22 protein-coding genes are annotated in these 24247 nt (G+C 73.3%); 10 read left to right on the forward strand and 12 right to left on the reverse strand.

Going from position 1 to position 24247, the window contains the following annotated elements; translation table 11 throughout:
- Positions 1 to 17 precede the first annotated feature (17 nt).
- Entirely contained in the window at positions 18 to 203 is a 186-nt protein-coding gene (locus KSNIM_RS30785) for a YegP family protein (protein ID WP_263106398.1), read from the reverse strand.
- Between the two features lie 674 nt (positions 204 to 877).
- Here KSNIM_RS30785 and KSNIM_RS30790 point away from each other — a divergent pair.
- Positions 878 to 2518, forward strand: coding sequence for a hemopexin repeat-containing protein (locus tag KSNIM_RS30790; protein ID WP_263106399.1), 1641 nt, complete (start codon positions 878 to 880; stop codon positions 2516 to 2518).
- A gap of 147 nt (positions 2519 to 2665) precedes the next feature.
- On the opposite strand, the gene KSNIM_RS30795 is transcribed toward KSNIM_RS30790, so the two are convergent.
- Positions 2666 to 4846 (reverse strand): M4 family metallopeptidase, encoded by a 2181-nt coding sequence (locus tag KSNIM_RS30795; protein WP_263106400.1) that lies wholly within the window; start codon positions 4844 to 4846, stop codon positions 2666 to 2668.
- A gap of 238 nt (positions 4847 to 5084) precedes the next feature.
- Positions 5085 to 6047 carry a non-homologous end-joining DNA ligase gene (gene ligD / locus KSNIM_RS30800; protein WP_263106401.1) on the reverse strand — a complete coding sequence of 321 codons (963 nt, stop codon included), beginning with the start codon at positions 6045 to 6047 and terminating at the stop codon, positions 5085 to 5087.
- Positions 6048 to 6163: 116 nt separating this feature from the next.
- Between ligD and KSNIM_RS30805 the strand changes: the two genes are divergently transcribed.
- Positions 6164 to 6508, forward strand: coding sequence for a hypothetical protein (locus tag KSNIM_RS30805; RefSeq protein ID WP_263106403.1), 345 nt, complete (start codon positions 6164 to 6166; stop codon positions 6506 to 6508).
- A gap of 73 nt (positions 6509 to 6581) precedes the next feature.
- Here KSNIM_RS30805 and KSNIM_RS30810 read toward each other — a convergent pair whose 3' ends face one another.
- The 4 genes from KSNIM_RS30810 to lepB all read right to left on the reverse strand — a co-directional run bounded on the left by KSNIM_RS30810 (position 6582) and on the right by lepB (position 11349).
- Positions 6582 to 7985 carry an NADP-dependent succinic semialdehyde dehydrogenase gene (locus KSNIM_RS30810; protein ID WP_263106404.1) on the reverse strand — a complete coding sequence of 468 codons (1404 nt, stop codon included), beginning with the start codon at positions 7983 to 7985 and terminating at the stop codon, positions 6582 to 6584.
- Between the two features lie 143 nt (positions 7986 to 8128).
- On the reverse strand, positions 8129 to 9136 hold the full coding sequence (sph, locus tag KSNIM_RS30815; RefSeq protein ID WP_263106405.1) for a sphingomyelin phosphodiesterase: 1008 nt from the start codon (positions 9134 to 9136) through the stop codon (positions 8129 to 8131).
- A gap of 211 nt (positions 9137 to 9347) precedes the next feature.
- A complete protein-coding gene (locus tag KSNIM_RS30820; RefSeq protein ID WP_263106406.1) occupies positions 9348 to 10577 on the reverse strand; it encodes a glycerophosphodiester phosphodiesterase in 1230 nt (409 codons plus the stop codon).
- Positions 10578 to 10617: 40 nt separating this feature from the next.
- The gene (gene lepB / locus KSNIM_RS30825; protein ID WP_263106407.1) at positions 10618 to 11349 is read right to left on the reverse strand and encodes a signal peptidase I; all 732 of its coding nucleotides are present in this window, start codon (positions 11347 to 11349) and stop codon (positions 10618 to 10620) included.
- Positions 11350 to 11544: 195 nt separating this feature from the next.
- Between lepB and KSNIM_RS30830 the strand changes: the two genes are divergently transcribed.
- The 8 genes from KSNIM_RS30830 (at position 11545) to sigJ (ending at position 18351) form a co-directional block, all read left to right on the forward strand.
- Complete coding sequence (locus KSNIM_RS30830; RefSeq protein ID WP_411543803.1) at positions 11545 to 12534, forward strand: endonuclease/exonuclease/phosphatase family protein; 990 nt, start codon at positions 11545 to 11547, stop codon at positions 12532 to 12534.
- Between the two features lie 303 nt (positions 12535 to 12837).
- The gene (locus KSNIM_RS30835; RefSeq protein WP_263106408.1) at positions 12838 to 13140 is read left to right on the forward strand and encodes an urease subunit gamma; all 303 of its coding nucleotides are present in this window, start codon (positions 12838 to 12840) and stop codon (positions 13138 to 13140) included.
- 44 nt (positions 13141 to 13184) lie between these two features.
- Positions 13185 to 13505, forward strand: a complete 321-nt coding sequence (locus tag KSNIM_RS30840; protein WP_263108188.1) for an urease subunit beta — start codon at positions 13185 to 13187, stop codon at positions 13503 to 13505.
- Positions 13498 to 15252, forward strand: coding sequence for an urease subunit alpha (locus KSNIM_RS30845; protein ID WP_263106410.1), 1755 nt, complete (start codon positions 13498 to 13500; stop codon positions 15250 to 15252). The genes KSNIM_RS30840 and KSNIM_RS30845 overlap by 8 nt, the downstream gene beginning before the upstream one ends.
- A 10-nt stretch (positions 15253 to 15262) precedes the next feature.
- The gene (locus KSNIM_RS30850) at positions 15263 to 15919 is read left to right on the forward strand and encodes an urease accessory protein UreF (RefSeq protein ID WP_263106411.1); all 657 of its coding nucleotides are present in this window, start codon (positions 15263 to 15265) and stop codon (positions 15917 to 15919) included.
- Positions 15909 to 16586: an urease accessory protein UreG gene (gene ureG, locus KSNIM_RS30855; protein ID WP_263106412.1), complete on the forward strand. Its 678-nt coding sequence runs from the start codon at positions 15909 to 15911 to the stop codon at positions 16584 to 16586. Before KSNIM_RS30850 ends, ureG begins: the two co-directional genes overlap by 11 nt.
- On the forward strand, positions 16583 to 17446 hold the full coding sequence (locus KSNIM_RS30860) for an urease accessory protein UreD (RefSeq protein ID WP_263106413.1): 864 nt from the start codon (positions 16583 to 16585) through the stop codon (positions 17444 to 17446). Before ureG ends, KSNIM_RS30860 begins: the two co-directional genes overlap by 4 nt.
- Positions 17447 to 17472: 26 nt before the next feature.
- A complete protein-coding gene (gene sigJ, locus KSNIM_RS30865; RefSeq protein WP_263106414.1) occupies positions 17473 to 18351 on the forward strand; it encodes an RNA polymerase sigma factor SigJ in 879 nt (292 codons plus the stop codon).
- A gap of 92 nt (positions 18352 to 18443) precedes the next feature.
- Here sigJ and KSNIM_RS30870 read toward each other — a convergent pair whose 3' ends face one another.
- The 5 genes from KSNIM_RS30870 to KSNIM_RS30890 all read right to left on the reverse strand — a co-directional run bounded on the left by KSNIM_RS30870 (position 18444) and on the right by KSNIM_RS30890 (position 24025).
- Positions 18444 to 19406 carry a cytochrome c oxidase assembly protein gene (locus KSNIM_RS30870; protein ID WP_263108189.1) on the reverse strand — a complete coding sequence of 321 codons (963 nt, stop codon included), beginning with the start codon at positions 19404 to 19406 and terminating at the stop codon, positions 18444 to 18446.
- A 182-nt stretch (positions 19407 to 19588) separates the two neighbouring features.
- Entirely contained in the window at positions 19589 to 20587 is a 999-nt protein-coding gene (locus KSNIM_RS30875; RefSeq protein ID WP_263106415.1) for a 2-hydroxyacid dehydrogenase, read from the reverse strand.
- A 275-nt stretch (positions 20588 to 20862) separates the two neighbouring features.
- The gene (locus KSNIM_RS30880) at positions 20863 to 22209 is read right to left on the reverse strand and encodes an MFS transporter (protein WP_263106416.1); all 1347 of its coding nucleotides are present in this window, start codon (positions 22207 to 22209) and stop codon (positions 20863 to 20865) included.
- Between the two features lie 98 nt (positions 22210 to 22307).
- Positions 22308 to 22889, reverse strand: coding sequence for a TetR/AcrR family transcriptional regulator (locus KSNIM_RS30885; protein WP_263106417.1), 582 nt, complete (start codon positions 22887 to 22889; stop codon positions 22308 to 22310).
- 110 nt (positions 22890 to 22999) lie between these two features.
- A complete protein-coding gene (locus KSNIM_RS30890; RefSeq protein WP_030269331.1) occupies positions 23000 to 24025 on the reverse strand; it encodes a 6-phosphofructokinase in 1026 nt (341 codons plus the stop codon).
- Positions 24026 to 24247: the final 222 nt, after the last annotated feature.

Raw genomic sequence — 24247 nt, forward strand, 5'->3', positions numbered from 1 at the left:
GTCCGGCCGGTCGGCGGCTACGAGCCGGCGACCTCCAGCACCTGGGCGTACGGTGCCAGCTTGCGCAGCGACTCGATGCTCTTCAGGCACTGCTCCCGCGACTCCTCCGGGTCGCCGGTGACGACGACCGAGCCGTTGCTGGCCTTCAGGCGGAAGCGGTGGTTGCCCGACTCGTCGACGTACAGCTCGAACTTGCCTGCCATGTCAGTGTTCACCTCTCGACGGGGATCCCCCTCTCCGGGCACCGTAGGAACGATTCCCTTGTGCCGCATGCCGACCGAGGCGTTCGGGTGGGCGCGCCGGACGGGTTCCGGATGTACCCGGCGGGCAGGCCCGCCGAACGGGCCGTCGTGGTCGCCGTCCCGATCCCCGGCTCTGCTCTCGCGGTGGGGCTCGTGCCGCGGTGGCCCGCTACTCTCCGCGGTCCCCGCCGGGGCCGGCCCCGGCATTCGCCGTGGTCGTTGCGCGGAGTGTGACGGGCTGCGGCGGATGCCCGGTGACGGTGTGCGAGCCGGGAACCCGAACTGGCCTTGCACACAAGGAGTTACCGGCTGCCCGCGGTTGCGCGGCACTGTTCGCAGGCCCACGATGGTGGGGGCCTGAGGGGGACCTCACCCCCCATATGGTGCCGGGGAGGACGACTTGGTCCCGGCGCCCCCGGAGACGGTGCGGCAACGCGATACCGCGCAGAGCCCTCCGCACCGGTCCCGGATCACTTCCGCACATCCGACGGAACACTTCGGTTGTTCCACTCCGTGCCGGACGAACATCCTCCCGCGCACCGGTGCGGGACCCGAGCGGGTCGACGAGGCCGAACGGCCGAGCGCACCGGTGCCGGACTGCGGATGGCGCCGGCACCCGGAGGAGCAAGAGCCCCATGAAGGACTACTTCCGCGTTTCCCTGCGAGCCGAGCCCCGCTACCGGCTCGGCGAGCCGATCCTCGTGACCTTCGAACTGACCAACATCAGCAGCCAGGACGTCCGCCTCCTGGTCTGGAACACGCCGCTCGAGGGCGAAGAGGTGTTCCAGTACTTCCAGGTCCGCCGCGACGGCGTGACCATTCCCTACGACGGCCGCTTCGTCAAGCGCGGCGAGCCGGAGGAGTCGTCGTACCGGCTGGTCCGCGCCGGCGAGTCGGTGACCCAGCAGGTCGACCTCACCACGTCGTTCCCCATCTCCGAACCCGGCACATACACCGTGACGCTGGACGCGGAGATCCTCGACGCCATCCCGCAGGAGGCCGGTGCGCCGGCGCTGCGGCTGAGCGTCAACCACGAGGGCTTCCAACTCGATCCGCTCTCGGCGACGTTCGAGGTGGCCGAGGACGGCGAGCCCCGCCCCACCGTCGCGGAGAACGTGCGCCGCGAACTCGGGCCGCCGCAGGCACCCAAGACCGCCCTGGCGGCTGCCAAGATCAGTGTCCTGCCGCCGACCCTCATCGGCGGGACGGCCGCGCAGCAGGCGGAGGTGCGTGCCGCGCACGAGAACGCGGGCGCCTTCGGCGAGGAGTCGAGGCACCACCTGGCCTGGACGCCCGGCGCCGGCAACGCCGCGTCCACCGAGTGGTTCGGCGCCTACGACGCGGCGCGGTACTCGACCGTCTCCACGCACTTCAACGACATCTGCTCGGTGCTGGCCGGTCAGACGATCACCTACGACCTCACCGGCTCGGGCTGCCAGCCGGGTTGGTACGCCTACACCTACAAGGGGACGCGCAAGGTCTGGCTCTGCTCCGCCTTCTGGAATGCCGGGGTGACCGGCACGGACTCCAAGTTCGGCACGCTGGTGCACGAGTTGAGCCACGCCGTCTCGAGCACCGACGACCTCGCCTACGGGCAGACCAACGCCCGCGCGCTCGCGTCGACGAAGCCGGCGGACGCTGTCCGGAACGCCGACAACCACGAGTACTTCGCGGAGGAAGTCTCCGAACTGATGGTCACGGCCCCCGTGTTGTGGAACAACGGGAAGGCCTACTTCTTCGTCGCCGGCAAGTACTACCGCTACGACGTCGCGACCGACAAGGTCGACCCGGGCTACCCGCTGCCGATCGCGCCGAACTGGACCGGCCTGTTCGCGGACCGGGTGGACGCCGGGGTGGTGTGGCCCAACGGCAAGGCGTACTTCTTCCGCGGTCCGGAGTACGTGCGGTACGACATCGCGGCCGACCGGGTCGATCCGGGCTATCCGCTGCCGATCTCCCCGTACTGGCCCGGCCTCTGGCCGGACGGCATCGACGCGGCCGTGGTGTGGCCCAACGGCAAGGCGTACTTCTTCCGCGGCTCGGAGTACATGCGGTACGACATCGCGGCCGACCGGGTCGACCCGGGCTATCCGCTGCCGATCTCCCCGTACTGGCCCGGCCTCTGGCCCGCGGATCTGACCGGTGGTGTGGTCTGGAACAACGGCAAGGCGTACTTCTTCCGGGGTTCGGAGTACGTGCGGTACGACATCGCGGCGGACAAGGTCGATCCGGGCTATCCGCTGCCGGTCAACCCGTACTGGCCCGGGCTTCCCTGATCCCGGTCCGGCGAGCGGCCCACGAACGGACCCGGCCCGGCGGGCGCAGCATGTGCGCCCGGCGGGCCGGGGGGCGTTCGTGCGGTGGACCCGGGCGGGACGTCGTGGGTCGACCGCCCGGGTCCACCGGTCGGGGGGGGGCCGGGATCAGCCGGCGGTCACCGAGGTGTCGTCGATCAGGAAGCTGGTCTGGAGGGAGGAGTCCTCCGTGCCGGTGAACTTGATCGTGACGGTCTTGCCCTTGAAGGCCGACAGGTCGAGCGTGCGCTGGACGTAGCCGGAGGTGGCGTCGGCGTTCGAGTAGGTGGCCAGCGTGGTCGTCGTGGTGCCGTTGACGACCTGGACCTTCAGGGTGTCGTACGCGGTGCTGCCGGTCTCGGCGGTGGTGATCCGGTTCCAGAAGGTCAGCTTGGGCGCGGTGGCCGTCGCCGGGATGCTCACCGACTGGGAGAGCGTGTCGGTGTGCGTGGAGCCGTAGCCGTCCAGCCAGGCGTAGTACGAGCCGGTGCGGGGGGCCGCGCCCGCGTCGTTGGTGACGACGCCGGAGGAGCCCGTCCACGAGGTCGCGCCGGACTCGAAGCCCGGGTTGAGCAGCAGGTTGTCGCCGGTCGGCGGCGGGGTGGTGCCGCCGCAGGTGGTGGCGGTCGGGGCGACGGAGACCGCGCTCCACGCCTTCTCCACCGCGGCGCACTGGGTGCTGCCGGCGCCGTACAGGTCCTTGGCGGCCTTGACGGTGGCGGTGCGGGCGCCAGGGTAGTCGGTGTTGGAGGTCATGTAGACCGACAGCGCGCGGTACCAGATCTTGGTGGACGCGTCGTTGCCGATGCCGGCGACGGTGGAGCCGTCGCAGGTCGGGCTGTTGCCCCACTGGGACTGGCCGGAGCCGACGGCGAGCAGGTAGAAGAAGTGGTTGCCGACGCCGGACGAGTAGTGCGGGTTGAGGTTCTTGGTGGTGCTGGACCAGCACTTGACGGACTTTCCGTCCTTGCTCGGGTCGTCCATCCAGCGCAGCGGGGTGCCGTTGCCGTTGATGTCGATCTTCTCGCCGATGAGGTAGTCCGGCGCGTCGGCCGGGCTGTTGGCGTTGAACTCGACCATCGTGCCCATGATGTCCGAGGTGGCCTCGTTGAGGCCGCCCGCGTCGCCGCTGTAGATCAGGCCGGCGGTGGCGGCGGTGACGCCGTGGCTCATCTCGTGACCGGCGACGTCGATCTCGGTGAACGGCTTGGAGCCGACCGCGCCGTCGCCGTAGATCATCGCGAAGCTCGCGTCGTCCCAGCCGGCGTTGTCGTAGTTGGTGCCGTAGTGGACGAAGGAGCGGGCGCCGACTCCGTCGTTCTTGATGCCGTTGCGGCCGAGGACGTTCTTGTAGAAGTCCCAGGTGGCCTGGATGCCGTAGTGGGCGTCGACGGCGACCGTGGCGCGGTCGGTCAGGGCGTTGTTGCCCCAGACGTTGTCGGAGTCGTTGAAGGCGACGCCCCAGCCGGCCGGCGGGGAGTCGTTGGTGGCGGTCTGGTTCTGCGCGTCGCGGGTCTCGCCGTTGCCGCGGACCGGGTCCTTGAGGGTGTAGCTGGTGGTGGAGTTCTGCGTGGTGCTGACGCTGACGTTGCCGACCTGGTAGCCCTTGCCGGTGCCGGTGGAGGCCGCGGCGGCCAGGGCGGCGGGGGCGGCGGGCGCGGACACGGCGGTGGGGGCCGCCTTGGTCTTGGTGCGCTTGGTGCCGTCCGGCAGGAACGCGGAGAAGCTGTCCCAGCTCTCGCCGGTGGCGCCGGTGACGGCGTCGACCAGGACGTGGAGGTGGCTGGGGGCGCGGTCGGCGCCGGTGCCGTTGAGGACGACCTCCCAGACCAGCTTCGGCGAGGTGCCGGTGACGTCCACGCTGAGGACGGCGGTGCTGCTGCCGCGGGTGCCGCGGAAGAGCTTGGCGGCCTTGGCGATCGCCTGCTGATCGGTGACGGAGGGGGTCACCGAGAGCGAGAGCGGCGCGGCCTGGGTCAGGCTGGTGGAGTCGAGGGTGCCGTTCGGGGCGGAGTGGACGACGACGTCGCCGCCGCGGACGGGGAGGCCGCGGTAGGTCCGGTTGAAGTGGACGTGGCGGGTGCCGTCCGCGTCGACCTGCACGTTGGTGACGACGAAGCGGTCGTCGGCGCCGGCCTTCACCGCGTCGGGGTGGGCGGCGACCTGGGCGCTGGCGTCCTGCACGGCCTTGCTGTGGGAGGCCTGGGGCTGCGGGCCGGGGGCGGCGGCCACGGCGGGGACACCGGCGCCGGCTATGACGAGGGTGCTGACCGCGAGGGTGAGCGAGCTGCTCAGAAGGGGTCTCTTCATGGCGCCGAAGCGTGCTGGCTCATATGAATACCAGTCAACGCATGGCAATTCTGTAAAAATTAACAGACTTCAAGTTGATGGTTGATGTGAACGGTCCCAAGCTGGACGTTTCCTGGGAGAACCCGCCGCGGCCTGGGAATTCTTGACCGCGAGCAGTCGGGTCGTGCCGCCGGCCCGCCGGCGGCTGTGATCCATCTCACTGCGCGACAACGGCCCGGTGAGGAGCCGTCGGTAAGGATCAATCGTGCTGTTCAGGGCCGTCAGAAGGCGTTTCGCGGACCACGTCCTCGGGGCGCTTGTCCGTTCGCAGCCCCTCGAAGCGTGGTGCGCGCAGCCGCCCGTCACGGGTCCACTCGGTGAAGGCGACCCGGGCGACCAGCCGGGGCTCGACCCAGTGCACCCGGCGCTCCCCGGCGGGCGGGTCGGCGAACGGCGGGTCGGGGCGGACGAGGGTGTCGAGCTCGACCCGCAGACGGTGCAGCAGGGCGGTGTCGAAGCCGGTGCCGACCTTGCCCGCGTAGCGCAGCACGGCGCCCTCGTAGTGCCCGACCAGCAGGGCGCCGAAACCGGTGCGGCGGCCGGCCGGCTCGGTGAAGCCGCCGACCACCAGCTCCTGGCCGACGGTGCACGGCAGTTTCAGCCAGTCAGGGGAGCGGCGCGGTACGTACCGGCTGTCGGCGCGCTTGGCGACCAGCCCCTCCCAGCCGCGGGCGCAGGCCTCGGCGAGCGGCACCGGGCCGTCCGCGCGCACGTGCTCGGTGAAGTACAGCGGATCGGCGAAGTCCAGGGTCTCGCGCAGCAGTTGTTTGCGGTCCAGCAGCGGCAGCCCGGTGGTGTCGTGCCCCATCAGTGCGGTCAGGTCGAACAGGAAGTACGAGACCCGCACCCCGGCGGCGGCCGCCCGGAAAGGGTCGCGCAGCTGCATCCGTCGCTGCAGCCGGGCGAAACTGGTCCGGCCCTCCCGGTCGAACGCGACGATCTCGCCGTCCACGGTGAACCGGGGGACGGGCTGCGCGGCGAGCGCCGCCACCAGCTCCGGGTAGCCCGCTGCCATCGGCTTACCGGTGCGGGAGACCAGCCGGACGGTGTCGCCGTCCCGTTCGGCGATCGCCCGGACGCCGTCCAGCTTGCGTTCCAGCAGCCAGCCGCCGTCGAAGACGCGGCGGTTGCTCGGCGCGGCGAGCATGGGACGGATCGGCACGTCTGCGCAGGTACCCGGGGGTCGGTCGGACGGAAACCGTTCCGGCCGCCCTGCCGCCGGGACGGCCCAGTGGGACAGTGGACTGCGGGGGGCCGGCAGCTGGAAGGAGCACGCCGATGGACCAGCAACCGATGTCCGGCAGCACGCAGCCCGCAGTCCCCGCACGGGGCGCGGTGCAGGCCGCGGCGGAGCCGCACTTCCCGATGGAGCCGATCTTCCGTGAGAAGCCGAAGCTGTCGGCGCGGCTGCGCGACATGTTCCTGGGGGTGAGCAGCTCGGCGGTGGTCTTCCTGCTCTCGCTGACCGTCGGCCTGATCATGGTCGAGGTGCAGGTGGACTCCAACTGGATGACGGCCTTCTGCTCACTCGTCTGGGCGATCACCTTCCTCGCGCTGATCGGCTGGTTCCTCGGCCACCGCGGCGGCGACCAGGCGCCGGTCGGCAGGGTGCAGATGGCCTGAACCGCACCCTCCGCGGGCACGGAGGGGCGGGGCACGCGGCGTGCGCGCCCCGCCCCTGCCGTGCCCGGGCCGGTCAGCGGCCGCGCCAGACGGTGGTGATGTTGCAGAACTCGCGGATGCCGTGTCCGGACAGCTCCCGCCCGTAGCCGGAGCGCTTGACTCCGCCGAACGGGAAGGCCGGGTGCGAGGCCGTCATGCCGTTGAAGAACACGCCCCCCGCCTCGATGTCCCGGGCGCAGCGCTCCTGCTCCTCGGGGTCGGTCGTCCACACGTTGGAGCTGAGGCCGAACGGGGTGTCGTTGGCCAGCGCGATCGCCTCGTCCAGGCTCTCCACCCGGTACACGGTGGCGACCGGGCCGAAGGCCTCCTCGTGGTGGATGCGCATCTTCGGGGTGATGCCGGTGAGCACGGTCGGCAGGTAGTACCAGCCGCCGTCCAGCTCCTTCGGCAGGCCGTCCGGGCGGGCGCCGCCGCATGTGGCGACGGCCCCGGCGGCGACCGCGTCGTCGACCAGTTCCTCCAGGTCGGCCCGGCCCTGGTCGGTGGCGAGCGGCCCGATCTCGGTCTCCTCGGCCAGCGGGTCGCCGATCTTCAGGGCCTTCATCCGGTCGGTGAACGCCCTGGTGAACGCCTCGTAGACCTCGGCGTGCACGATGAAGCGCTTGGCGGCGATGCAGGACTGCCCGTTGTTCTGGGTGCGGGCGGTGACCGCCCACTGCACGGCACCGGCCAGATCGGCGGAGGGCAGCACCAGGAAGGGGTCGCTGCCGCCGAGCTCCAGCACGGACTTCTTCACCTCGTCGCCGGCGATCGAGGCGACCGAGCGGCCGGCGAGCTCGCTGCCGGTCAGGGTCACCGCGGCGACCCGCGGGTCGCGGATCACGCCCTCCACCGCGGCGGAGCCGATCAGCAGGGTCTGGAAGCAGCCCTGCGGGAAGCCCGCCTCCAGCAGGACCCGCTCCAGGGCGAGCGCGGTGCGCGGCACGTTCGAGGCGTGCTTGAGCAGGCCCACGTTGCCCGCCATCAGGGCCGGCGCGGCGAACCGCACCACCTGCCAGAGCGGGAAGTTCCACGGCATCACGGCGAGCACCACCCCGATCGGGCGGTAGCGCACGTGCACCGAGGCGCCGCCGGAGTCGGCCACGTCGGCTTCGGACGGGTGCTCGTCGGCGAGCAGCTCGGGCGCCCGGTCGGCGTACCAGCGCATCGACTTCGCGCACTTGGCGACCTCGGCGCGGGCCGCGACGACCGGCTTGCCCATCTCCACCGTCATCGTCCGGGCGATCTCCTCGCGCTCGGCGTCGAGCAGGTCCGCCGCGCGCTTCAGCAGCGCCGCCCGCTCGTCGAAGCCGGTCGTCCGCCAGGACCGGTAGGTCTCGGCGGCCAGGCCGAGCCGCTGCTCGACCGCGGCGGCGTCGTACGGGGTGAAGGTCTCGACGGTCTCCCCGGTGGCCGGGTTGACGGTGGCGATGGGCATGGCGGCTCACTCCTCGGTTCGGGCACACGGGTGCCGTTCGGGCCCCGGTCGGATCCACCCTCCCCCCGATCGGGGCGGGGCGCTTGCCGCGGCGGCTGCCCGGGTGCGGGCTTCCGCCGCGGCGTGCTCACCGTGCCGGACGATCAGTGCGCGGCGAGCGGGTAGTGGTCGGAGAGGTCGGTGTACGTGTAGCTCTTACCCCAGCTGCTCACCGTCCACGGCGTGCTGTGGAAGCGCACGACCTGGTTGGTGTACTGCTGCGGCCGGGCGTGGTCGGCCCGGTACAGCACGTAGTCCAGGTCCTCCTTGGGCTCGCCCGGGTAGCGGTAGGCGGCGATGGAGTTGTCGACCGTGTCGAAGGAGTACGGCCAGCCGGTGCGCTCCGAGGCCGGGGCCAGGTTGCCGTTGTCGAGCAGCGCCCGGTACTCGGAGCCGTGCGAGTCGACGTTGAGGTCGCCGGCGAGCACGATCGGCTCGCTCGCCGGGATCTGCTTGGCGTCGAGGAAGGCGCGCATCGCGAGCAGCTGCTTGGCCCGGACGGCGGCCGGCTCGCCGCTGGAGCACCCCGTGTCGGTGGACTGCAGGTGGGTGCCGACCACGTGGGTGCGCAGGCCGTTGACGTTCAGCACGGCGTACACGAAGCCCTTGTTGGACCACCAGTCGGCGCCGCAGGCGTCCTTGAAGACGTACTGCTCCTTGCGCAGGATCGGCCACTTGCTGAGCAGCGTCACCCCGCCGTCCTCGGGGGTGGTGGAGCTGTAGCTGCCGGAGGTGGCGTCCCAGCCGGCGGTGGAGCGGCCGACCACCGGCGTGTGGTACGGGTACGCGGCCGAGGCGCGGGCGGTCAGCGCGTCGGAGGCGGCGTTGTCGAACGCCTCCTGCAGGACCACCACGTCGTGGCCCTGGAAGAAGTCCGCCGAGGCGATCGCCTGCGCGCGGTGGTCCTGGCCCCAGTTCGGGTAGAGCGACTTGCTCATCAGGAACACGTTGTACGTGAGGACGTCGAGCGCGGGTGCGGTGACCGGCGCGCTCTCGGCCGCGGCGCCGGTGGCGGCCGCCGCTGGGGTGGCGGCGAGCGTGCCGAGCACGGCGGCGGCGACGCAGGCCGCGGCGGCCGTTCTGGTGGCGCGGCGGACGGACGACAGGGGCATCGAAGCTCCGTGAGGGTGTGTCGTGAACCCGTCGGGTGGCGGGATGTTGTGCATCCAACTTCGGCGCCCGCACGGCGTGCAAGACATCGGGCGAGCATTCGGTGAACTCGTCCGAAACAGTGCTACCGATCGGTACTCGGATGGGTGCGGGACACGCGGCGGCCGGGCCGGGTGCCCCGAACCCGACCCGGCCGCCGCGGCTGACCGACCGTCAGTCCACCCCGCGGGACGCCCAGAAGTCGCCGCGGGCGAGCACGGAGGTGTCCGTGTTGTCGGTGAAGAAGCCGTCCACACCCAGGTCGTACAGCCGGCGGGCCCAGCCGATCGCGTCGCCGTACGCAGTCGGGTCGGTGCCCCGGCGGAAGTCGACCGGCAGGAAGGAGTTCTCGTTGCGCACCGTCCACGGGTGCAGCACCAGGCCGGCCGCGTGCGCGTCCGCCACCAGGGTGGTCGGCGGCAGCAGCCTGCCCGCGGCGTCCACCGGCGCGATCAGCTGCGTGGTCGGGCCGATGCCGTGCGAGAACGACGCCAGCCAGCACAGCCCGCCCGGCGTGACCAGGTCCGCGACCGTCCGCCGGTCGCCGGCCAGCACGAAGTCGTACGGCTGCGTGGTCGGACCGCTCAACAGCTGGATCCGCGGGTTGCCGACCAGCTTCGCCAGCCGCTGCAGGCTGCTCGGCTCGAAGGACTGCAGGATCGCCCGACCGTTCCGCCCGGCCAGCCCGCCGCGGCGCAGCTCGTCCGCCAGCCGTTCCTCCAGCGGCAGGCCGATCGAGCGGAAGTAGCTGGGGTGCTTGGTCTCGACGTACAGCCAGACCGGGCGGCCCAGGGTGCGGGAGCGCCTGTTCGCGAACTCCACCACCTCGCGGAAGGTCGGCACCGGCCAGCGGCCGTCGTACAGGGTGTTGCGCTGGCGCTGCTGCGGCAGGCGCTCCTTCGCCCGCAGGGTGCGCAGCTCGGCCAGGGTGAAGTCCTCGGTGAACCAGCCGGTCAGCGCCGTGCCGTCGACCGTCTTCGTGGTCCGCCGCGCGGCGAACTCCGGACGGTCGGCGACGTCCGTCGTCTCCGCGATGTTGTTCTCGTGGCGGACGACCAGGTGGCCGTCCTTCGTCGGGACGAGGTCCTGCTCGATGACGTCCGCGCCGAGCTCCAGCGCCAGCTCGTAGCTGCCGAGGGTGTGCTCCGGCCGGTAGCCGCTCGCGCCGCGGTGCGCCACCACCAGCGGGTGCGGCAGCCGGTCCAGGCCGGTGCCCGTGCGGACGGGCGGGCGGGTCCCCGCGGACCGCTGCGCGTCGGCCCGGCCGCCCGCCTGCTCGTCGTCGGCGGCGGACGCGGGGGCCGCCCCCGCCGCGGTCAGCGCGGCCGCACCGAGGCCGGCCGCCCCGGTCGCCCGCAGGAACGTGCGACGTGAGGATCGCCCGCCGATCGGACGCTGCGTCATCTGGCCTCCCTGCCAAGGGTTCGGGTCGATGAGCGGCACCCTAGGCGGCCGGTGCGCACCACGCGGTGAACCGGGAACGAACCACCTGCCAACCGCCGCCGAACGCCTGTCCGAGCGGCTGCGCCGCCCAGGAACGACGGCGGGTGGCGAGCAGGGCGACCGGGAGCCCGAGAAGGCCCAGCAGGAACAGCACGACGCCGGCGGCGGTGACGTCGACCAGGGCAGTCGCCGCACCGCTCCCCGGCGCGGAGGACGTGCCCCCGGAGGCCCACGCCACCCGGCCGAGGACGGCACCCTCGGCGAGTGTCCCGTCGCCCTGGCCGAAGGGTTCGGGAACCCGCGAGTCCAGCGCCCCGTCCCGGTCGTCGCCGAGCACGAACAGCCGGTGCGGATTCACCTGGACACCGAAGTCCCGTCCGCCGCCCACCGTGTAGGGTTCCGCGACCAGCGCGCCGTTGCGCCGCAGACCGTCCGGGCCGCAGCAGGCCACCCGGTCCCCTCCGACGCCGAGCAGGCGCAGCACCACCGGGCCCGGCGCACCGCCGTCCGGCGCCTCCAGCAGGAGCAGGTCGCCGTGCCGCAGGGCACTCGTCGGCACCGGCTCGCCGAGCACCACGGAGCCCGGCCGCAGTGTGGGCGCCATCGCGGCACCGCGGACGACATGGACCCGGTACCGGGTCGCCGGCACCGTCCCGGCGGGCGCACCCCACACCAGCCCCGCCACCAGCATGCCGACCGCCACCCGCACCGGCGTCCGCCGTCTCCGCGCCACCCTGTCCGCTCCTACGTTCCGCGCCCTGCCCAGGACCGGCCGGCGGGGCCGCGACATCCTACGGACGATCACCCGACCCGCCGCACGCGGGCACTGCACTCCTCCCTCCGGGTGGACGGCGATGCGGAACCCGGCCGACCGGGTACGGCGTCCTCGCAGCGGACGGCGACACCGCCGAGGACGGAGGAACCACGAGTGGCACGGCGCGACAGCACGGCGGTGGGGGAGCGGACGGTACCGGAGGCGCCCGCCCGGCCGGCTCCAGGCCGCCGCGGCCGGGCCACGGCGGCCCTCGCGGTCCTCACCGCACTGCTGCTGGTCGGCCACCGGCTGGTGCCGAACCGGGTGTGGCGGCTCGGCAGCCTGCTGGAGGCCTTCCTGCCGTGGGTCGGCCTGGCGGTGCCGCTGCTGCTGGCCGCCGCGCTGCTGCTCCGCTCACGGCTCGCCCTCGTCGCGGTGCTGCTGCCCGCCGTCGCCTGGGCCGGGCTGTTAGGCGGCCGACTGCTGTCGGGCGACGGCGGCGGGCACTTCGACCTGACGGTGGTGCAGCACAACGTCGCGGCCGAGAACACCGACCCGGAGGGCACCGCCACCCGGCTCGCCGGGACGGGCGCCGACCTGCTCGCGGTCGAGGAACTGATGGAACCGGCCACCGGCGTGTACGAGCGGATCCTCGGCGGCGTCTACCCGTACCGGGCGCGCTCCGGGACGGTCGGCCTCTGGTCCCGCTTCCCGCTGGCGGACGTCCGACCGGTGGACCTGAAGCCCGCCGACGTGCACGAGTACTGGAAGCGCGGGGTACGGGCCACCGCCAGGACACCGCAGGGCGACCTGGCGGTGTACGTGGCGCACCTGCCCTCGGTGCGGATCTCGCCGACGGCGGGGTTCACCTCGGCGCGGCGGGACGAGAGCGCCCGGTTGCTGGCCGCGGCGGTCGACGCCGAGCCGCTGCAGCGGCTGCTCGTCATGGGCGACTTCAACAGCACCCTGGACGACCGCGGACTCGCGCCGGTCACGTCCCGGCTGACGCCCGCCCGGGGCGGCTTCGACTTGAGCTGGCCGGCGGGGTTCCCGCTGGCGCGGATCGACCAGGTGCTGTGCCGCGGCGCGACGCCCGTCCGCACCTGGACACTTCCCCGGACCGGCAGCGACCACCTGCCGGTGGCGGCCCGGATCCGGCTCTGATCCGGAGGCCGTCAGGGGCGCTGGGGGCACCTCCCGGCCGAAGGCCGGGGGCGGAACTGGGCAGTGGGGGAGCGGGTCCCAAAGCTGTTCGGGGTCGGACCTGGTTCGTCCGTGACCCGCTCTCGGACTTCGCAGTGCCCCGCGCCCCCGGTGGTCGACCCGCGCCCCTGGTGGAGGTCCCGTAACCCTCGTACGGGCTGGGCGGTTACGCCTCGGAAAGTAGGGCGTAACCGGTGCACAACAAAGGGCGGATCGAATGGCCTCCTCCTCACCGTCCGACCTCCCACCCCGAGGTGCGTACAGATGAAGTTGACCCCCCGTGAGCAGGAGCGCCTGCTCGTCCACGTCGCCGCCGACGTCGCCCGTTCGCGCCGGGCCCGCGGTCTGCTGCTGAATCACCCCGAGGCGGTGGCGCTGATCACCTCGCACGTGCTGGAGGGTGCCCGGGACGGCCGCAGTGTCGCCGAACTCATGGAGTCCGGGAGGCAGGTGCTCACCCGCAAGGACGTGATGGAGGGGATCGCCGAGATGATCCCGGACGTCCAGGTGGAGTGCACCTTCCCGGACGGCACCAAGCTCGTCACCGTCCACGGGCCGATCCAGTGAGCGCGCCGCGGTCGGCCCTGCCCGGCGGCGCCCCGGGCGAGATCCTGTACGGCGGCGCCCCGGGCGAGATCCTGTACGGCGAGGGGGAGATCGGCCTCAACGCCGGGCGGCCGGTCACCCGGCTGACCGCCGTGAACGCCGCCGACCGGCCGATCCAGGTCGGCTCGCACTACCACTTCGCCGAGGCCAACCCGGGACTGGAGTTCGACCGGGCGGCCGCCCGCGGGCAGCGGCTCAACATCCCGGCCGGCACCGCCGTCCGCTTCGAGCCGGGCATCCCGGTGGAGATCGAACTCGTGCCGATCGGCGGCCGCCGCGAGGTGCACGGCCTGCGCGGCGAGACCGGAGGTGCCCTCGATGACTGACCGGGACGGATCCCCGACCGACCACGCACTGCGGCTGAGCCGCGAGCGCTACGCCGACCTGTACGGGCCGACCACCGGCGACCGGATCCGGCTCGCCGACACGGCCCTGCTGATCGAGGTCGAGGAGGACCGCTGCCGAGGCGGCGACGAGGCGGTCTTCGGCGGCGGCAAGGTCATCCGCGAGTCGATGGGGCAGGCCCGGACGAGCCGTGCCGAGGGCGCCCCCGACACCGTGATCACCGGCGCGGTCGTGCTCGACCACTGGGGCGTCGTCAAGGCCGACATCGGCATCCGGGACGGCCGGATCACCGCCCTCGGCAAGGCCGGCAACCCGGAGACCATGGACGGCGTCCACCCCGACCTCGTGATCGGCCCGGAGACCGAGGTGATCGCCGGCAACGGGAAGATCCTCACCGCCGGCGCGATCGACGCCCACGTCCACTTCATCTGCCCGCAACTCGCCGACGAAGCCCTCGCCTCCGGCATCACCACGCTGATCGGCGGCGGCACCGGCCCGGCCGAGGGCACCAAGGCCACCACCATCACCCCCGGCGGGTGGCACCTCGCCCGGATGTTCGCCGCGATGGACGACCTGCCGCTCAACATCGGCCTGCTCGGCAAGGGCAACACCGTCAACAGCACCGCCATGCACGACCAGCTGAGAGCGGGTGCACTCGGCTTCAAGATCCACGAGGACTGGGGCGCCACCCCCGCGGCCATCGACGCCTGCCTGCGCGTCTGCGACGCGACCGGCGCCCAACTCGCGATCCACACCGACACCCTGAACGAGGCCGGGTTCGTCGCCGACACCCTGGCCGCGATCGCCGGACGCGGTATCCACGCGTACCACACCGAGGGCGCCGGCGGCGGCCATGCCCCCGACATCATCACCGTCGTCTCGCAGCCCAACGTGCTGCCCAGCTCCACCAATCCGACCCGCCCGCACACCGTCAACACCGTCGACGAGCACCTCGACATGCTGATGGTCTGCCACCACCTCAGCCCGCACGTCCCCGAGGACCTCGCCTTCGCCGAGTCCCGGATCCGCCCGTCCACCATCGCCGCCGAGGACGTCCTGCACGACCTCGGCGCGATCTCCATCATCAGCTCCGACTCCCAGGCGATGGGCCGGATCGGCGAGGTCGTGCTCCGCACCTGGCAGACCGCGCACGTCATGAAGGTCCGCCGCGGCGCCCTGGCCGGCGACGGCCGCGCCGACAACCACCGGGCCCGCCGCTACGTCGCCAAGTACACCATCAACCCGGCCGCCGCCCAGGGCGTCGACCACGAGATCGGCTCCGTCGAACCCGGCAAGCTCGCCGACCTGGTGCTCTGGACACCGGCGTTCTTCGGCGTCAAACCCGACCTGGTGATCAAGGGCGGCCAGATCGCCTGGGCGCAAATGGGCGACGCCAACGCCTCCATCCCCACCCCGCAACCCGTGCTGCCCCGGCCGCAGTTCGGCGCCACCGGCCGAGCCCCCGCCGCCAACTCCCTCAACTTCACCGCGCAGGCCGCGATCGACGACCGCCTGCCCGAACGGCTCGGCGAACAGCTCGGCGTGCGCAAGCGGTTCACCGCGATCCGGTCCACCCGGGGCGTCACCAAGGACGACATGGTGAACAACACCGCCCGCCCCGACGTCCGGGTCGACCCCGACACCTTCACCGTCACCATCGACGGCGAGCCGGTCACCCCCGCCCCCGCCACCGAACTTCCGCTCGCCCAGCGGTACTTCCTCTTCTGAGCAGGCCCAGGTGCACGCCGCCCTGCTGATCCTCGCCGACGGCCGCTTCCCGGCCGGCGGCCACGCCCACTCCGGTGGCGCCGAGGCCGCCGTCCGGGCCGGCCGGATCCACGACGCCGACAGCCTCGCGGCCTTCCTCACCGGACGCCTGCACACCACCGGCCTCACCGCCGCCGCCCTCGCCGCGGCCGCCGCCGCCGAGGACGCCGACCCCGCGGACCTCGACGCCGCCGCCGAGGCCCGCACCCCCTCGCCCGCCCTGCGCGACACCAGCCGCCGCCTCGGCCGCCAACTCCTGCGCGCTGCCCACGCCGCCTGGCCGCACCCCGCACTCGACGCACTGCACACCGTCCACCCGCGAGGCCCCCACCACCCCGTCGCGCTCGGCACCACCGCCCGGGCCGCCGGCCTCACCCCCGCGGATGCCGCCGCCCTCGCCGCCTACGAGAGCGTCAACGGCCCCGCCACCGCCTGCGTCCGGCTGCTCGGCCTCGACCCGTACGAGGTCGCCGCCGTGCTCGCCCGGCTCGCGCCCGACCTCGACACGGTGGCCGCCGGAGCCGCGGACGCCGCCGCCCGCGGCACCCTGCCCGCCGCCTCCGCCCCGCTGCTCGACGTCCACGCCGAACAGCACCGCTCCTGGAAGGTCCGCCTCTTTGCATCGTGACCACGTCGACCCCCACGACGCCCCCGCCCGCCACACCTACGCCGAGCAGACCCGCGCCCGCACCCGCCGCGCCCTGCGGATCGGCCTCGGCGGCCCCGTCGGCTCCGGCAAGACCGCCACCGTCGCCGCCCTCTGCCGTGACCTGCGCGACGAGATCTCCCTCGCCGTCGTCACCAACGACATCTACACCACCGAGGACGCCGAGTTCCTGCTGCGCAACGCCGTCCTGCCGCCCGAGCGGATCGCCGCCGTCGAAACAGGGTGCTGCCCGCACACCGCGATCCGCGACGACATCTCCGCCAACCTGGAGGCCGTCGAGGAACTGGAGGAGTCCGTCGGCCCGCTCGACCTGGTGCTCGTCGAGTCCGGCGGCGACAACCTCACCGCCACCTTCAGCCGCGGCCTGGTCGACCACCAGATCTTCGTCATCGACGTCTCCGGCGGCGACAAGATCCCCCGCAAGGGCGGCCCCGGCGTCTCCACGTCCGACCTGCTCGTCGTCAACAAGACCGACCTCGCCCCGCTGGTCGGCGCCGACCTCTCGGTGATGGCCCGCGACGCCGAGGCCCAGCGCGGCGGCCTGCCCACCGTCTTCACCGCCCTCACCGCCCCGGACGGCATCGCCCCGGTCGCCGCGTGGGTCCGCGCCCGGCTCGCCGAACGGTGACCACCACCGCCCCGCACCCGGCCGCCGTCGACGCCACCGCCCGGATCACCGCCGCCCCCGACGGCCGCGGCGGCACCGCCCTGCCCGTCCTCGCCGGCGCCGGGCCGCTCGCCCTGCGCCGCACCCGCGGCGCCCCGGGCACCGCGCACGTCTGCGTCATCGGGTCGATGGCCGCCCCGCTGGGCGGCGACCGGCTCGCCCTGCACGCCGACGTCCGGCCCGGCGCCGCCCTCACCGTCACCAGCGCCGCCGCCACCGTCAGCCTCCCCGGCCGCACCGCCGCCCCCGCCCGCTACGACCTGCACCTGACCGTCGGCGAGGACGCCGAACTCGACTGGCGCCCCGAGCCCGTCATCGCCGCCACCGGCAGTCACCTGCTGCTCACCACCGTCGTCCACCTCGCCCCCGGAGCCCGGCTGCGGCTGCGCGAGGAACAGGTGCTCGGCCGCCTGCACGACCACGCCCGCGGCGCACCGCCCGGGCGGATCACCGCCCGGCTCACCGTCCACCTGGCCGACCGCACCCCGACCGGCCGCACCCCGACCGGCCGCATCCTGCTGGACCAGCAGACCGACCTCGGCCCGGGCGCCCCCGGCTGGGACGGACCCGCCGTCCTCGGCCCGCACCGCACCACCGGACAGCTGCTCACCGTCGGCCTGCCCGCCCCGCCCCCGCCCCCGGCCGGCACCGACGCCGCCCTGCTCACCCTGCCCGGCCCCGCCGACGGCCCGCCCGCCACCCTGCTCACCGCCCTCGCACCGGACGCCCTCGCCCTGCGCCGACTGCTCGCGTCCGACGGCGGCCGGAACGGTCCGGCCCGATCCGTCACCTCCGGGGCCCCTCGAACGTCAGGAAGGTGAGAGCACACCGACGAGGAGGGGCCGCGATGGACCGGAACGACTGGCTGGCCGAGCGCTTCGAGAGCCACCGCAGCCATCTGCGGTCGGTGGCGTACCGGATGCTGGGGTCGCTCGGCGAGGCCGACGACGCCGTGCAGGAGGCCTGGCTGAAGCTGAGCCGCACCGACGCCGACGAGGTGGAGAACCTGGGCGGCTGGCTCACCACCGTGGTCGGCCGGGTCTGCCTGGACATGCTCCGCACCCGCCGGACCCGCCGCGAGGAGCCGATCGGCGAGCGCCTGCCCGACCCCGTGGTGGCGAACGCCGACGGCGCCGACCCCGAGCAGCAGGCGCTGCTCGCCGACTCGGTCGGGCTCGCCCTGCTGGTGGTGCTGGAGCAGCTCGCCCCGGCGGAGCGGCTCGCCTTCGTGCTGCACGACATGTTCGGCCTGCCGTTCGACGAGATCGCGCCGATCGTGGACCGCACCCCGGCCGCCGCCCGGCAGCTGGCCAGCCGAGCCCGGCGCCGCGTCCAGGGGGCCGCGCCGGCGCCGGACCCGGACCCGGTGCGCCGCCGCGAGGTGGTGGACGCCTTCCTCGCCGCCTCCCGCGGCGGCGACTTCGCGGCACTGGTCGCCGTGCTCCACCCGGACGTGGTGCTGCGCGCCGACGACGGCCCGGCCGCGCCGCTGATCGTGGTGCGGGGTGCCCGCGAGGTGGCCTCGCAGGCGTTCCGGTTCCGGCACCTCGCGCCGTTCTCGCGGCCGGCACTGGTCAACGGCGGGGCCGGCACGGTCACCGTGGTCGACGGCCGGCCGGTCTCGGTGATGGACTTCGTGGTCGCCGACGGGTTGATCGTCGCGATCGACATCCTGGCCGACCCGGAGCGCCTGGCCCGGCTCGACCTGGACCTCCTGGAGGACTGAACCCAGGCCCGGGCGTCTGCCCGGGAAGCCGTGAGCCCCACCCGGTGCGGTACCGGGCGGGGCTCGTGGTGACGTGCGGTGGGGCGGCGGGCTCAGCCCGCGTCGGCGGCGCGGCCGCGCCGGTCCAGCGAGGCCAGGTAGGCGTTGTAGGCGGCGAGCTCGGCGTCGCCGTCCCGGTCCGCGGCGCGGTCGCGGCGGCGGGCCTGCCGCTCCTCGGAGCGCGCCCACTGCAGGGTGAGGGCGATCAGCACGATCGCGGTCGGGATCTCGCCGAACGCCCAGGTGATGCCGCCGGCCAGCTCCTGGTCGACCAGCACCTTGGTGCCGGGCGGGGCGGCGGCGTCGGTGAAGGTGGTCACCAGCGGGTGGGTCGCCATCATCACCGCCACGCCGAAGAAGGCGTGGAACGGCATCCCCATGAAGAGCTCCAGGATGCGCATGACGTAGCCCGGCCGGTGCGGGCCCGGGTCCACGCCCATGATCGGCCAGAAGAAGAGCATGCCGATCGCCAGGAAGTGGACCATCATCGCGATGTGCCCGAGGCGGTACTGCATCAGGAAGTCGAACAGCGGCGAGAAGTACAGCGCGTACAGGCTGGCGATGAACAGCGGGATGGTGGCGCCGGGGTGCGAGACCACCCGGACGTACCGGCTGTGCAGCAGCGCCACCAGCAGCTCCCGCGGGCCGCGGCCGCTGCCCTTGCGGGCCGGGCGCAGGGCGCGCAGGGCCAGCGTGATCGGGGCGCCGAGCAGCAGCAGGATGGGGGAGAGCATGGACAGCACCATGTGCTGGATCATGTGGGCGCTGAACAGCACCATGCCGTAGTCGTTCAGGCCGGTGCAGGTGACCAGGACGACCGTGGCGGTGCCCGCCGTCCAGGCGATCAGCCGGCCGACCGGCCACTTGTCGCCGCGCCGCCACAGCCGGACGGCGGCCGCCGTGTACAGGCCGAGGGCGAGCAGTGCGCCGATCAGGAAGGGCCAGTCCGGCGACCAGCCGAGCGCGCTGGACGGGGTGTACGGGCCCAGCGTCCCCATTCCACCGTGGTGGTGCATCCCTGCCATGCCGTCGCCCATCGGCGCGTCCTGCCTTCGCTGGTGCCGACCGCACCCGCCCGAGGGCCGGTCCGGTTCGTCCGTTTTGCTTCCGGCACAGCCTAGGCGGCGCTTACGAACCGTCCGAACCCGGCCCCCCGGCCCGGACGGCCCGGTCCGCCGCGGCGACGGGCGCGCCGGGGTCAGCCCGTGGCCGGTACGAGGGTGTTCTCGCCGGTGCGCCCGGCCGCGAAGTCCGCCACGTTCTGCACGGTGGCGGCGATGATCTGGTCGACCGCGGTACGGGTGAAGTACGCCTGGTGCGAGGTGACCAGCACGCGCGGGAGGGTCATCAGCCGGGCCAGGACGTCGTCGGTCACGCCCTGGACGGACCGGTCGGTGAAGAACACCCCGGTCTCCTCCTCGTACACGTCCAGTGCCACTCCGTGGAACCGGCCTGCCTTCAGCTCCTCCACGAGGGCCGTGCTGTCGATCAGTCCGCCGCGGCTGGAGTTCACCAGGATGGCGTCGTCCTTCATCAGGGCGAGTGCCGCGGCGTCGATCAGATGACGGGTGTCCGGCACCAGCGGGACGTGCAGGCTGACCAGGTCGCTGCGGGCCAGCAGCTCCTCCTTGTCGACGTAGGCCATGCCGAGGTCGACGCAGGCGGGGTTCGGCGCGAGGTCCCAGCCGAGCAGTTCGGTGCCGAAGCCGTGCGCGATCCGGGCGAAGCACTCGCCGATCTTGCCGGTGCCGATGACGCCGACGGTCATCCCGTGGACGTCCCGGCCGAGCAGGCCGTCCAGCCGGAAGTCGAACTCGCGGGTACGGCTGACCGCACGCACCAGCCGCCGGTTGACCGCGAGGGCCATCGCCCAGGCGTGCTCGGCGACCGCGTAGGGGGAGTAGTAGGAGACCCGGGCCACGGTGAGGCCGAGGTCGCGGGCGGCCGCCAGATCGATGTTGTTGAAGCCGGTGGAGCGCTGGGTGACCAGCTTGGTGCCGCCGGCGGCGAGCCGGGCCAGCACCTCGCCGTCCAGCTCGTCGTTGACGCTGCTGGACACCACCGGGAAGCCTTCGGCGAGCGGGGCGGTGTCCCGGGTGAGGAAGACGTCCAGCATGCGCAGCGGGTGCCGGCCGGCGAACGCGGCTTCGAGCAGCGGCCGCTCGTCGGTCTGCACGCCGTAGGCGAGGATCTCCATCGTGTTGCTCCTCCTGCTCGCTCGCGGGCCCTGCGGTCGCTCTCCCAACCTATGGTGTGCCCCGGACCCCGGGCATGGGCCGATCGCCCCCGAAGGCGCGTCGGACCGCAACGGGTACACCGTTACGGCATCGGGTGCACGGACAGGGGCGCGGGGAGCTGTGCAGTCCGGGTGCGGCACGTCGTTCAGATCAGGGCTCGGCCCGATGCTGTGGTGACGACCGCATCCGAATTGCGCAGTTCCCCGCGCCCCTGAGGCGCTGCCCCGCGGGCCGGTCAGCCGCGGCGGCCGGTGAGGGTGCCGGCGAGGGCGGTCAGGGCGAAGAGCACGCCCGCGGCGGCCAGCGCGGCGCCGGAGGAGCCGACCGTGAGGAGCGCCGTCAGCAGCACGGTCGGACCGAGCTCCATCGCCGTGTTGAGCACGCCACCGGCCAGGCCGATCTGCTCCTCGGGGACACCGTCGGTGGCGAGCACCGCCGCGCCGGCGAAGGCGAGGGCCGCGCCGAAGGGCAGCAGCACCAGGCCGGGGACAAGCGGCAGGTAGCCGGAGCCGGCTCCGAGGTGGGCGAGGGCGAACAGGCCGGCCGCGCCGGTGGCGAGACCGATGCCGGTGACGGCCTTCGGCCCGATCCGGCCGACCAGCGGGCCGGCGGCCCGGCCGCCGAGCAGCAGTGCCGCGGCGTACGGGAGGAAGGCGCCGGAGGTGGCGAGCGGGGTCCAGCCCAGGTCCTGCTGGAGGTGCAGGGTGAGCAGCAGGAACAGGGTCGCGGTGCCGCCGGCGCTCAGCAGGGTGGCGGCGAGGCCGAGCAGGCGGCGTCCGCCGCGCAGGAAGCCGAGCGGCAGCAGCGGCTGCGCGGCGCGCCGCTCGCGGAGCACGAAGGCGACGAGCACCAGCAGGCCGAGGGTGAGCGGCAGCTGCCAGCCGCCGGTCTCGGTGAGGACGAGGCCGTAGCTGACCAGCACCGTTCCGGCGGTGGCGAGGACGGCTCCGGGCAGGTCGAGGGCGGGGCGCCGGTCGCGGGCCGGGTCACGGGGCAGCAGTGCGGGGGCGAGGGCGAGGGCACCGGCGGCGACGACCACCGGGACGGCGAACATCCAGCGCCAGGAGAGCCAGCTCGCGACGGCCCCGGAGGCCAGGTTGCCGGTGGTGGCGCCGAGCACCGAGAGCCCGCCCCAGGTGGCCATCGCCCGGCCGTAGGCCGCCGGGCCGGGCAGCAGCGTCCTGAGGACGGCCATCCCGGCGGGGGCGACCAGGGCTGCCGCGGCGCCCTGGAGGAAGCGGAGCAGCAGGAGGGCGGTGTAGCCGGGGGCGGCCGGGGCGGCGATCGAGGCGAGGCCGAGCACCACCAGGCCGGTGGTGAGCATCCGCCGGCCGCCGTAGCGGTCGGTGAGGCGGCCGCCGAGCAGCAGCAGGGCGGCGAAGGAGAGCCCGTAGGCGGCGTTGAGCAGGACCAGCCGGCTGTGGTCGAGGCCGAACTCGCGGCCGATGTCGGGCAGCGGCACGGAGATCGCCATCAGGGTGAAGATCAGCGTCGCCTGGACGGTGCCGAGCAGGGCGAAGCCGGGTGCGGTGCGTGGCGCCGGTGCGCCGGTGGACGTCGGAGTGATGGCCGTGGCAGCCATGGTCTCCCCCTCTTTCTGTACCGTTCGGTCCAATATAAGGCCATGCGGAGGGCCGCCGAGGGGCGGCCGGTGGAGCCGTCGGCCCCGGCGCCCGGGGCTCAGTCGAGCAGTGACAGGGCGAGGTCCGCCGCGTCGGTGACCCGCCGCGGGTCGTCGCCGGCCTTGCCGATCACGCGCATGCCCTGCATCACGGTGAGCAGCAGTCGGGCGAGCGCCCGCGGGTCCTTCTCCGGTGCCAGCTCGCCCTGGGCCTGGGCCCGGGCCAGTGCACCGGCGGTGAGTGTCTCCAGGGTGTCCCAGCTGGCCCGCACGCGGCGGGCCGCGTCCGGGTCGCGGGCGGCGAGTTCGGTGGCGGTGTTGGTGATCAGGCAGCCGCGGTGCCGCTGCTCGCGGACCGCCTCGTCGGCGAAGCGCCGCACCACGGCGCGGACCGTGGGCAGGGCCGCGCCGGGCTGCGACAACTCGGCGAGGAGCTTGGCGTCGGTGTTCTCCCGGTAGCGGTCGAGTGCCTTGAGGAACAGCTCGTGCTTGCCGCCGAAGGTGGCGTACAGGCTCGCGCGGCCGATGCCCAGGTGCCCGGTGAGGTCGGCCACCGAGGTCGCCTCGTACCCGCGCTCCCAGAACAGCTCCAGCGCCGCCTGCAGCGCCGCGTCCGGGTCGAACTCCTTGGTCCTTGCCATGGGAAGACCATAGCGCTATCTGGATCGATCGGTCAAGAAACCTTGGCAGAAAACAAGGGCCCCGCCCGCCAGGACGGCGGACGGGGCTCCAGGGAGGTGCGGGCAGCCGGTCAGATGACCGTCTCGGCCTCGGTGTAGCGCTCCTGCGGCACGGTCTTCAGCTCGGCGACCGCCTCGGCGAGCGGCACCAGGCGGATGTCGGTGCCCTGCAGCGCGGTGATGTGGCCGAAGGCGCCCTTGTGCGCCGCCTCCACCGCGTGCCAGCCGAAGCGGGTGGCGAGCACCCGGTCGTAGGCGGTCGGGGTGCCGCCGCGCTGGGTGTGGCCGAGGATGACCGGACGGGCCTCCTTGCCGAGCCGGTGCTCCAGCTCGCGGGAGAGCTGGGTGGCGATGCCGGTGAACCGCTCGTGGCCGTACATGTCCTTGGTGCCCTCCTCCCACGGCATGGTGCCGGGCTCGGGCTTCGCGCCCTCGGCGCAGACCACGATCGCGAACTTCTTGTGCCGGTCGAAGCGCTCGCGCACCACGTCGGTCAGCTTGTCGATGTGGAAGGGGCGCTCGGGCACCACGATCGCGTGGGCGCCGGCGGCCATGCCCGCGTTCAGGGCGATCCAGCCGGTGTGACGGCCCATCACCTCGACGACCATGACCCGCTGGTGCGACTCGGCGGTGGTCTTGAGCCGGTCCAGCGCGTCGGTCGCCACCGAGACGGCGGTGTCGAAGCCGAAGGTGACGTCGGTGCAGGCGATGTCGTTGTCGATCGTCTTCGGCACGCCGACCACCGGCAGGCCCGCGTCGCTCATCAGCTTCGCGGCCTTCAGGGTGCCCTCGCCGCCGATCGGGATGACCGCATCGATCCCGAGGTCCTTGCAGTGCTGCTTGGCGCGCTCCACGCCGTCCCGCAGGTGGCTCGGCTGGACCCGGGAGGATCCGAGGATCGTGCCGCCCTGGGCGAGGATGCCGCTCACCGACTCGAGGGTGAGCGGACGGTGGACGCCTTCGAGGAGGCCGCGCCAGCCGTCCTGGAAACCGATGATCTCGTCGCCGTGGTCGACCACCCCCCGGTGGACCACGGAACGGATCACGGCGTTCAGTCCGGGGCAGTCACCGCCGCTGGTCAGGACACCAATACGCATTGCTTTGCAACTCCCCTGGGGGCACCTCCCAGCCGCCAGGCTGGGGGGAAGAACCGGAGGCCGGACTACCACCTCGGTGTCGCCACCGCGGACATGTCGCGCCCGGGCGTCTTCAACCGGGCGACCATGGCACAGCATACGGTTCCTGCGTCCGGCCGGGCAGGAGCCGAGCGGGAGCGGCATCGTCGACGCGTCCGCGCAATCTGCAGCCGGACGCCGAGG

The sequence above is a fragment of the Kitasatospora sp. DSM 101779 genome (assembly GCF_025655475.1).
Lineage (GTDB): Bacteria > Actinomycetota > Actinomycetes > Streptomycetales > Streptomycetaceae > Kitasatospora.

Excerpts from the sequence above, each read along its gene's own strand:
- KSNIM_RS30790 (WP_263106399.1), top strand. The coding sequence starts at position 878 with ATGAAGGACTACTTCCGCGTTTCCCTGCGAGCCGAGCCCCGCTACCGG.
- KSNIM_RS30805 (WP_263106403.1), top strand. The coding sequence starts at position 6,164 with ATGGACCAGCAACCGATGTCCGGCAGCACGCAGCCCGCAGTCCCCGCA.
- sigJ (WP_263106414.1), top strand. The coding sequence starts at position 17,473 with ATGGACCGGAACGACTGGCTGGCCGAGCGCTTCGAGAGCCACCGCAGC.
- KSNIM_RS30845 (WP_263106410.1), top strand. The coding sequence starts at position 13,498 with ATGACTGACCGGGACGGATCCCCGACCGACCACGCACTGCGGCTGAGC.
- KSNIM_RS30885 (WP_263106417.1), bottom strand. The coding sequence starts at position 22,889 with ATGGCAAGGACCAAGGAGTTCGACCCGGACGCGGCGCTGCAGGCGGCG.
- sph (WP_263106405.1), bottom strand. The coding sequence starts at position 9,136 with ATGCCCCTGTCGTCCGTCCGCCGCGCCACCAGAACGGCCGCCGCGGCC.
- KSNIM_RS30810 (WP_263106404.1), bottom strand. The coding sequence starts at position 7,985 with ATGCCCATCGCCACCGTCAACCCGGCCACCGGGGAGACCGTCGAGACC.
- KSNIM_RS30890 (WP_030269331.1), bottom strand. The coding sequence starts at position 24,025 with ATGCGTATTGGTGTCCTGACCAGCGGCGGTGACTGCCCCGGACTGAAC.
- KSNIM_RS30785 (WP_263106398.1), bottom strand. The coding sequence starts at position 203 with ATGGCAGGCAAGTTCGAGCTGTACGTCGACGAGTCGGGCAACCACCGC.
- KSNIM_RS30835 (WP_263106408.1), top strand. The coding sequence starts at position 12,838 with ATGAAGTTGACCCCCCGTGAGCAGGAGCGCCTGCTCGTCCACGTCGCC.
- KSNIM_RS30875 (WP_263106415.1), bottom strand. The coding sequence starts at position 20,587 with ATGGAGATCCTCGCCTACGGCGTGCAGACCGACGAGCGGCCGCTGCTC.
- KSNIM_RS30820 (WP_263106406.1), bottom strand. The coding sequence starts at position 10,577 with ATGACGCAGCGTCCGATCGGCGGGCGATCCTCACGTCGCACGTTCCTG.
- KSNIM_RS30870 (WP_263108189.1), bottom strand. The coding sequence starts at position 19,406 with ATGCACCACCACGGTGGAATGGGGACGCTGGGCCCGTACACCCCGTCC.
- KSNIM_RS30795 (WP_263106400.1), bottom strand. The coding sequence starts at position 4,846 with ATGAAGAGACCCCTTCTGAGCAGCTCGCTCACCCTCGCGGTCAGCACC.
- KSNIM_RS30880 (WP_263106416.1), bottom strand. The coding sequence starts at position 22,209 with ATGGCTGCCACGGCCATCACTCCGACGTCCACCGGCGCACCGGCGCCA.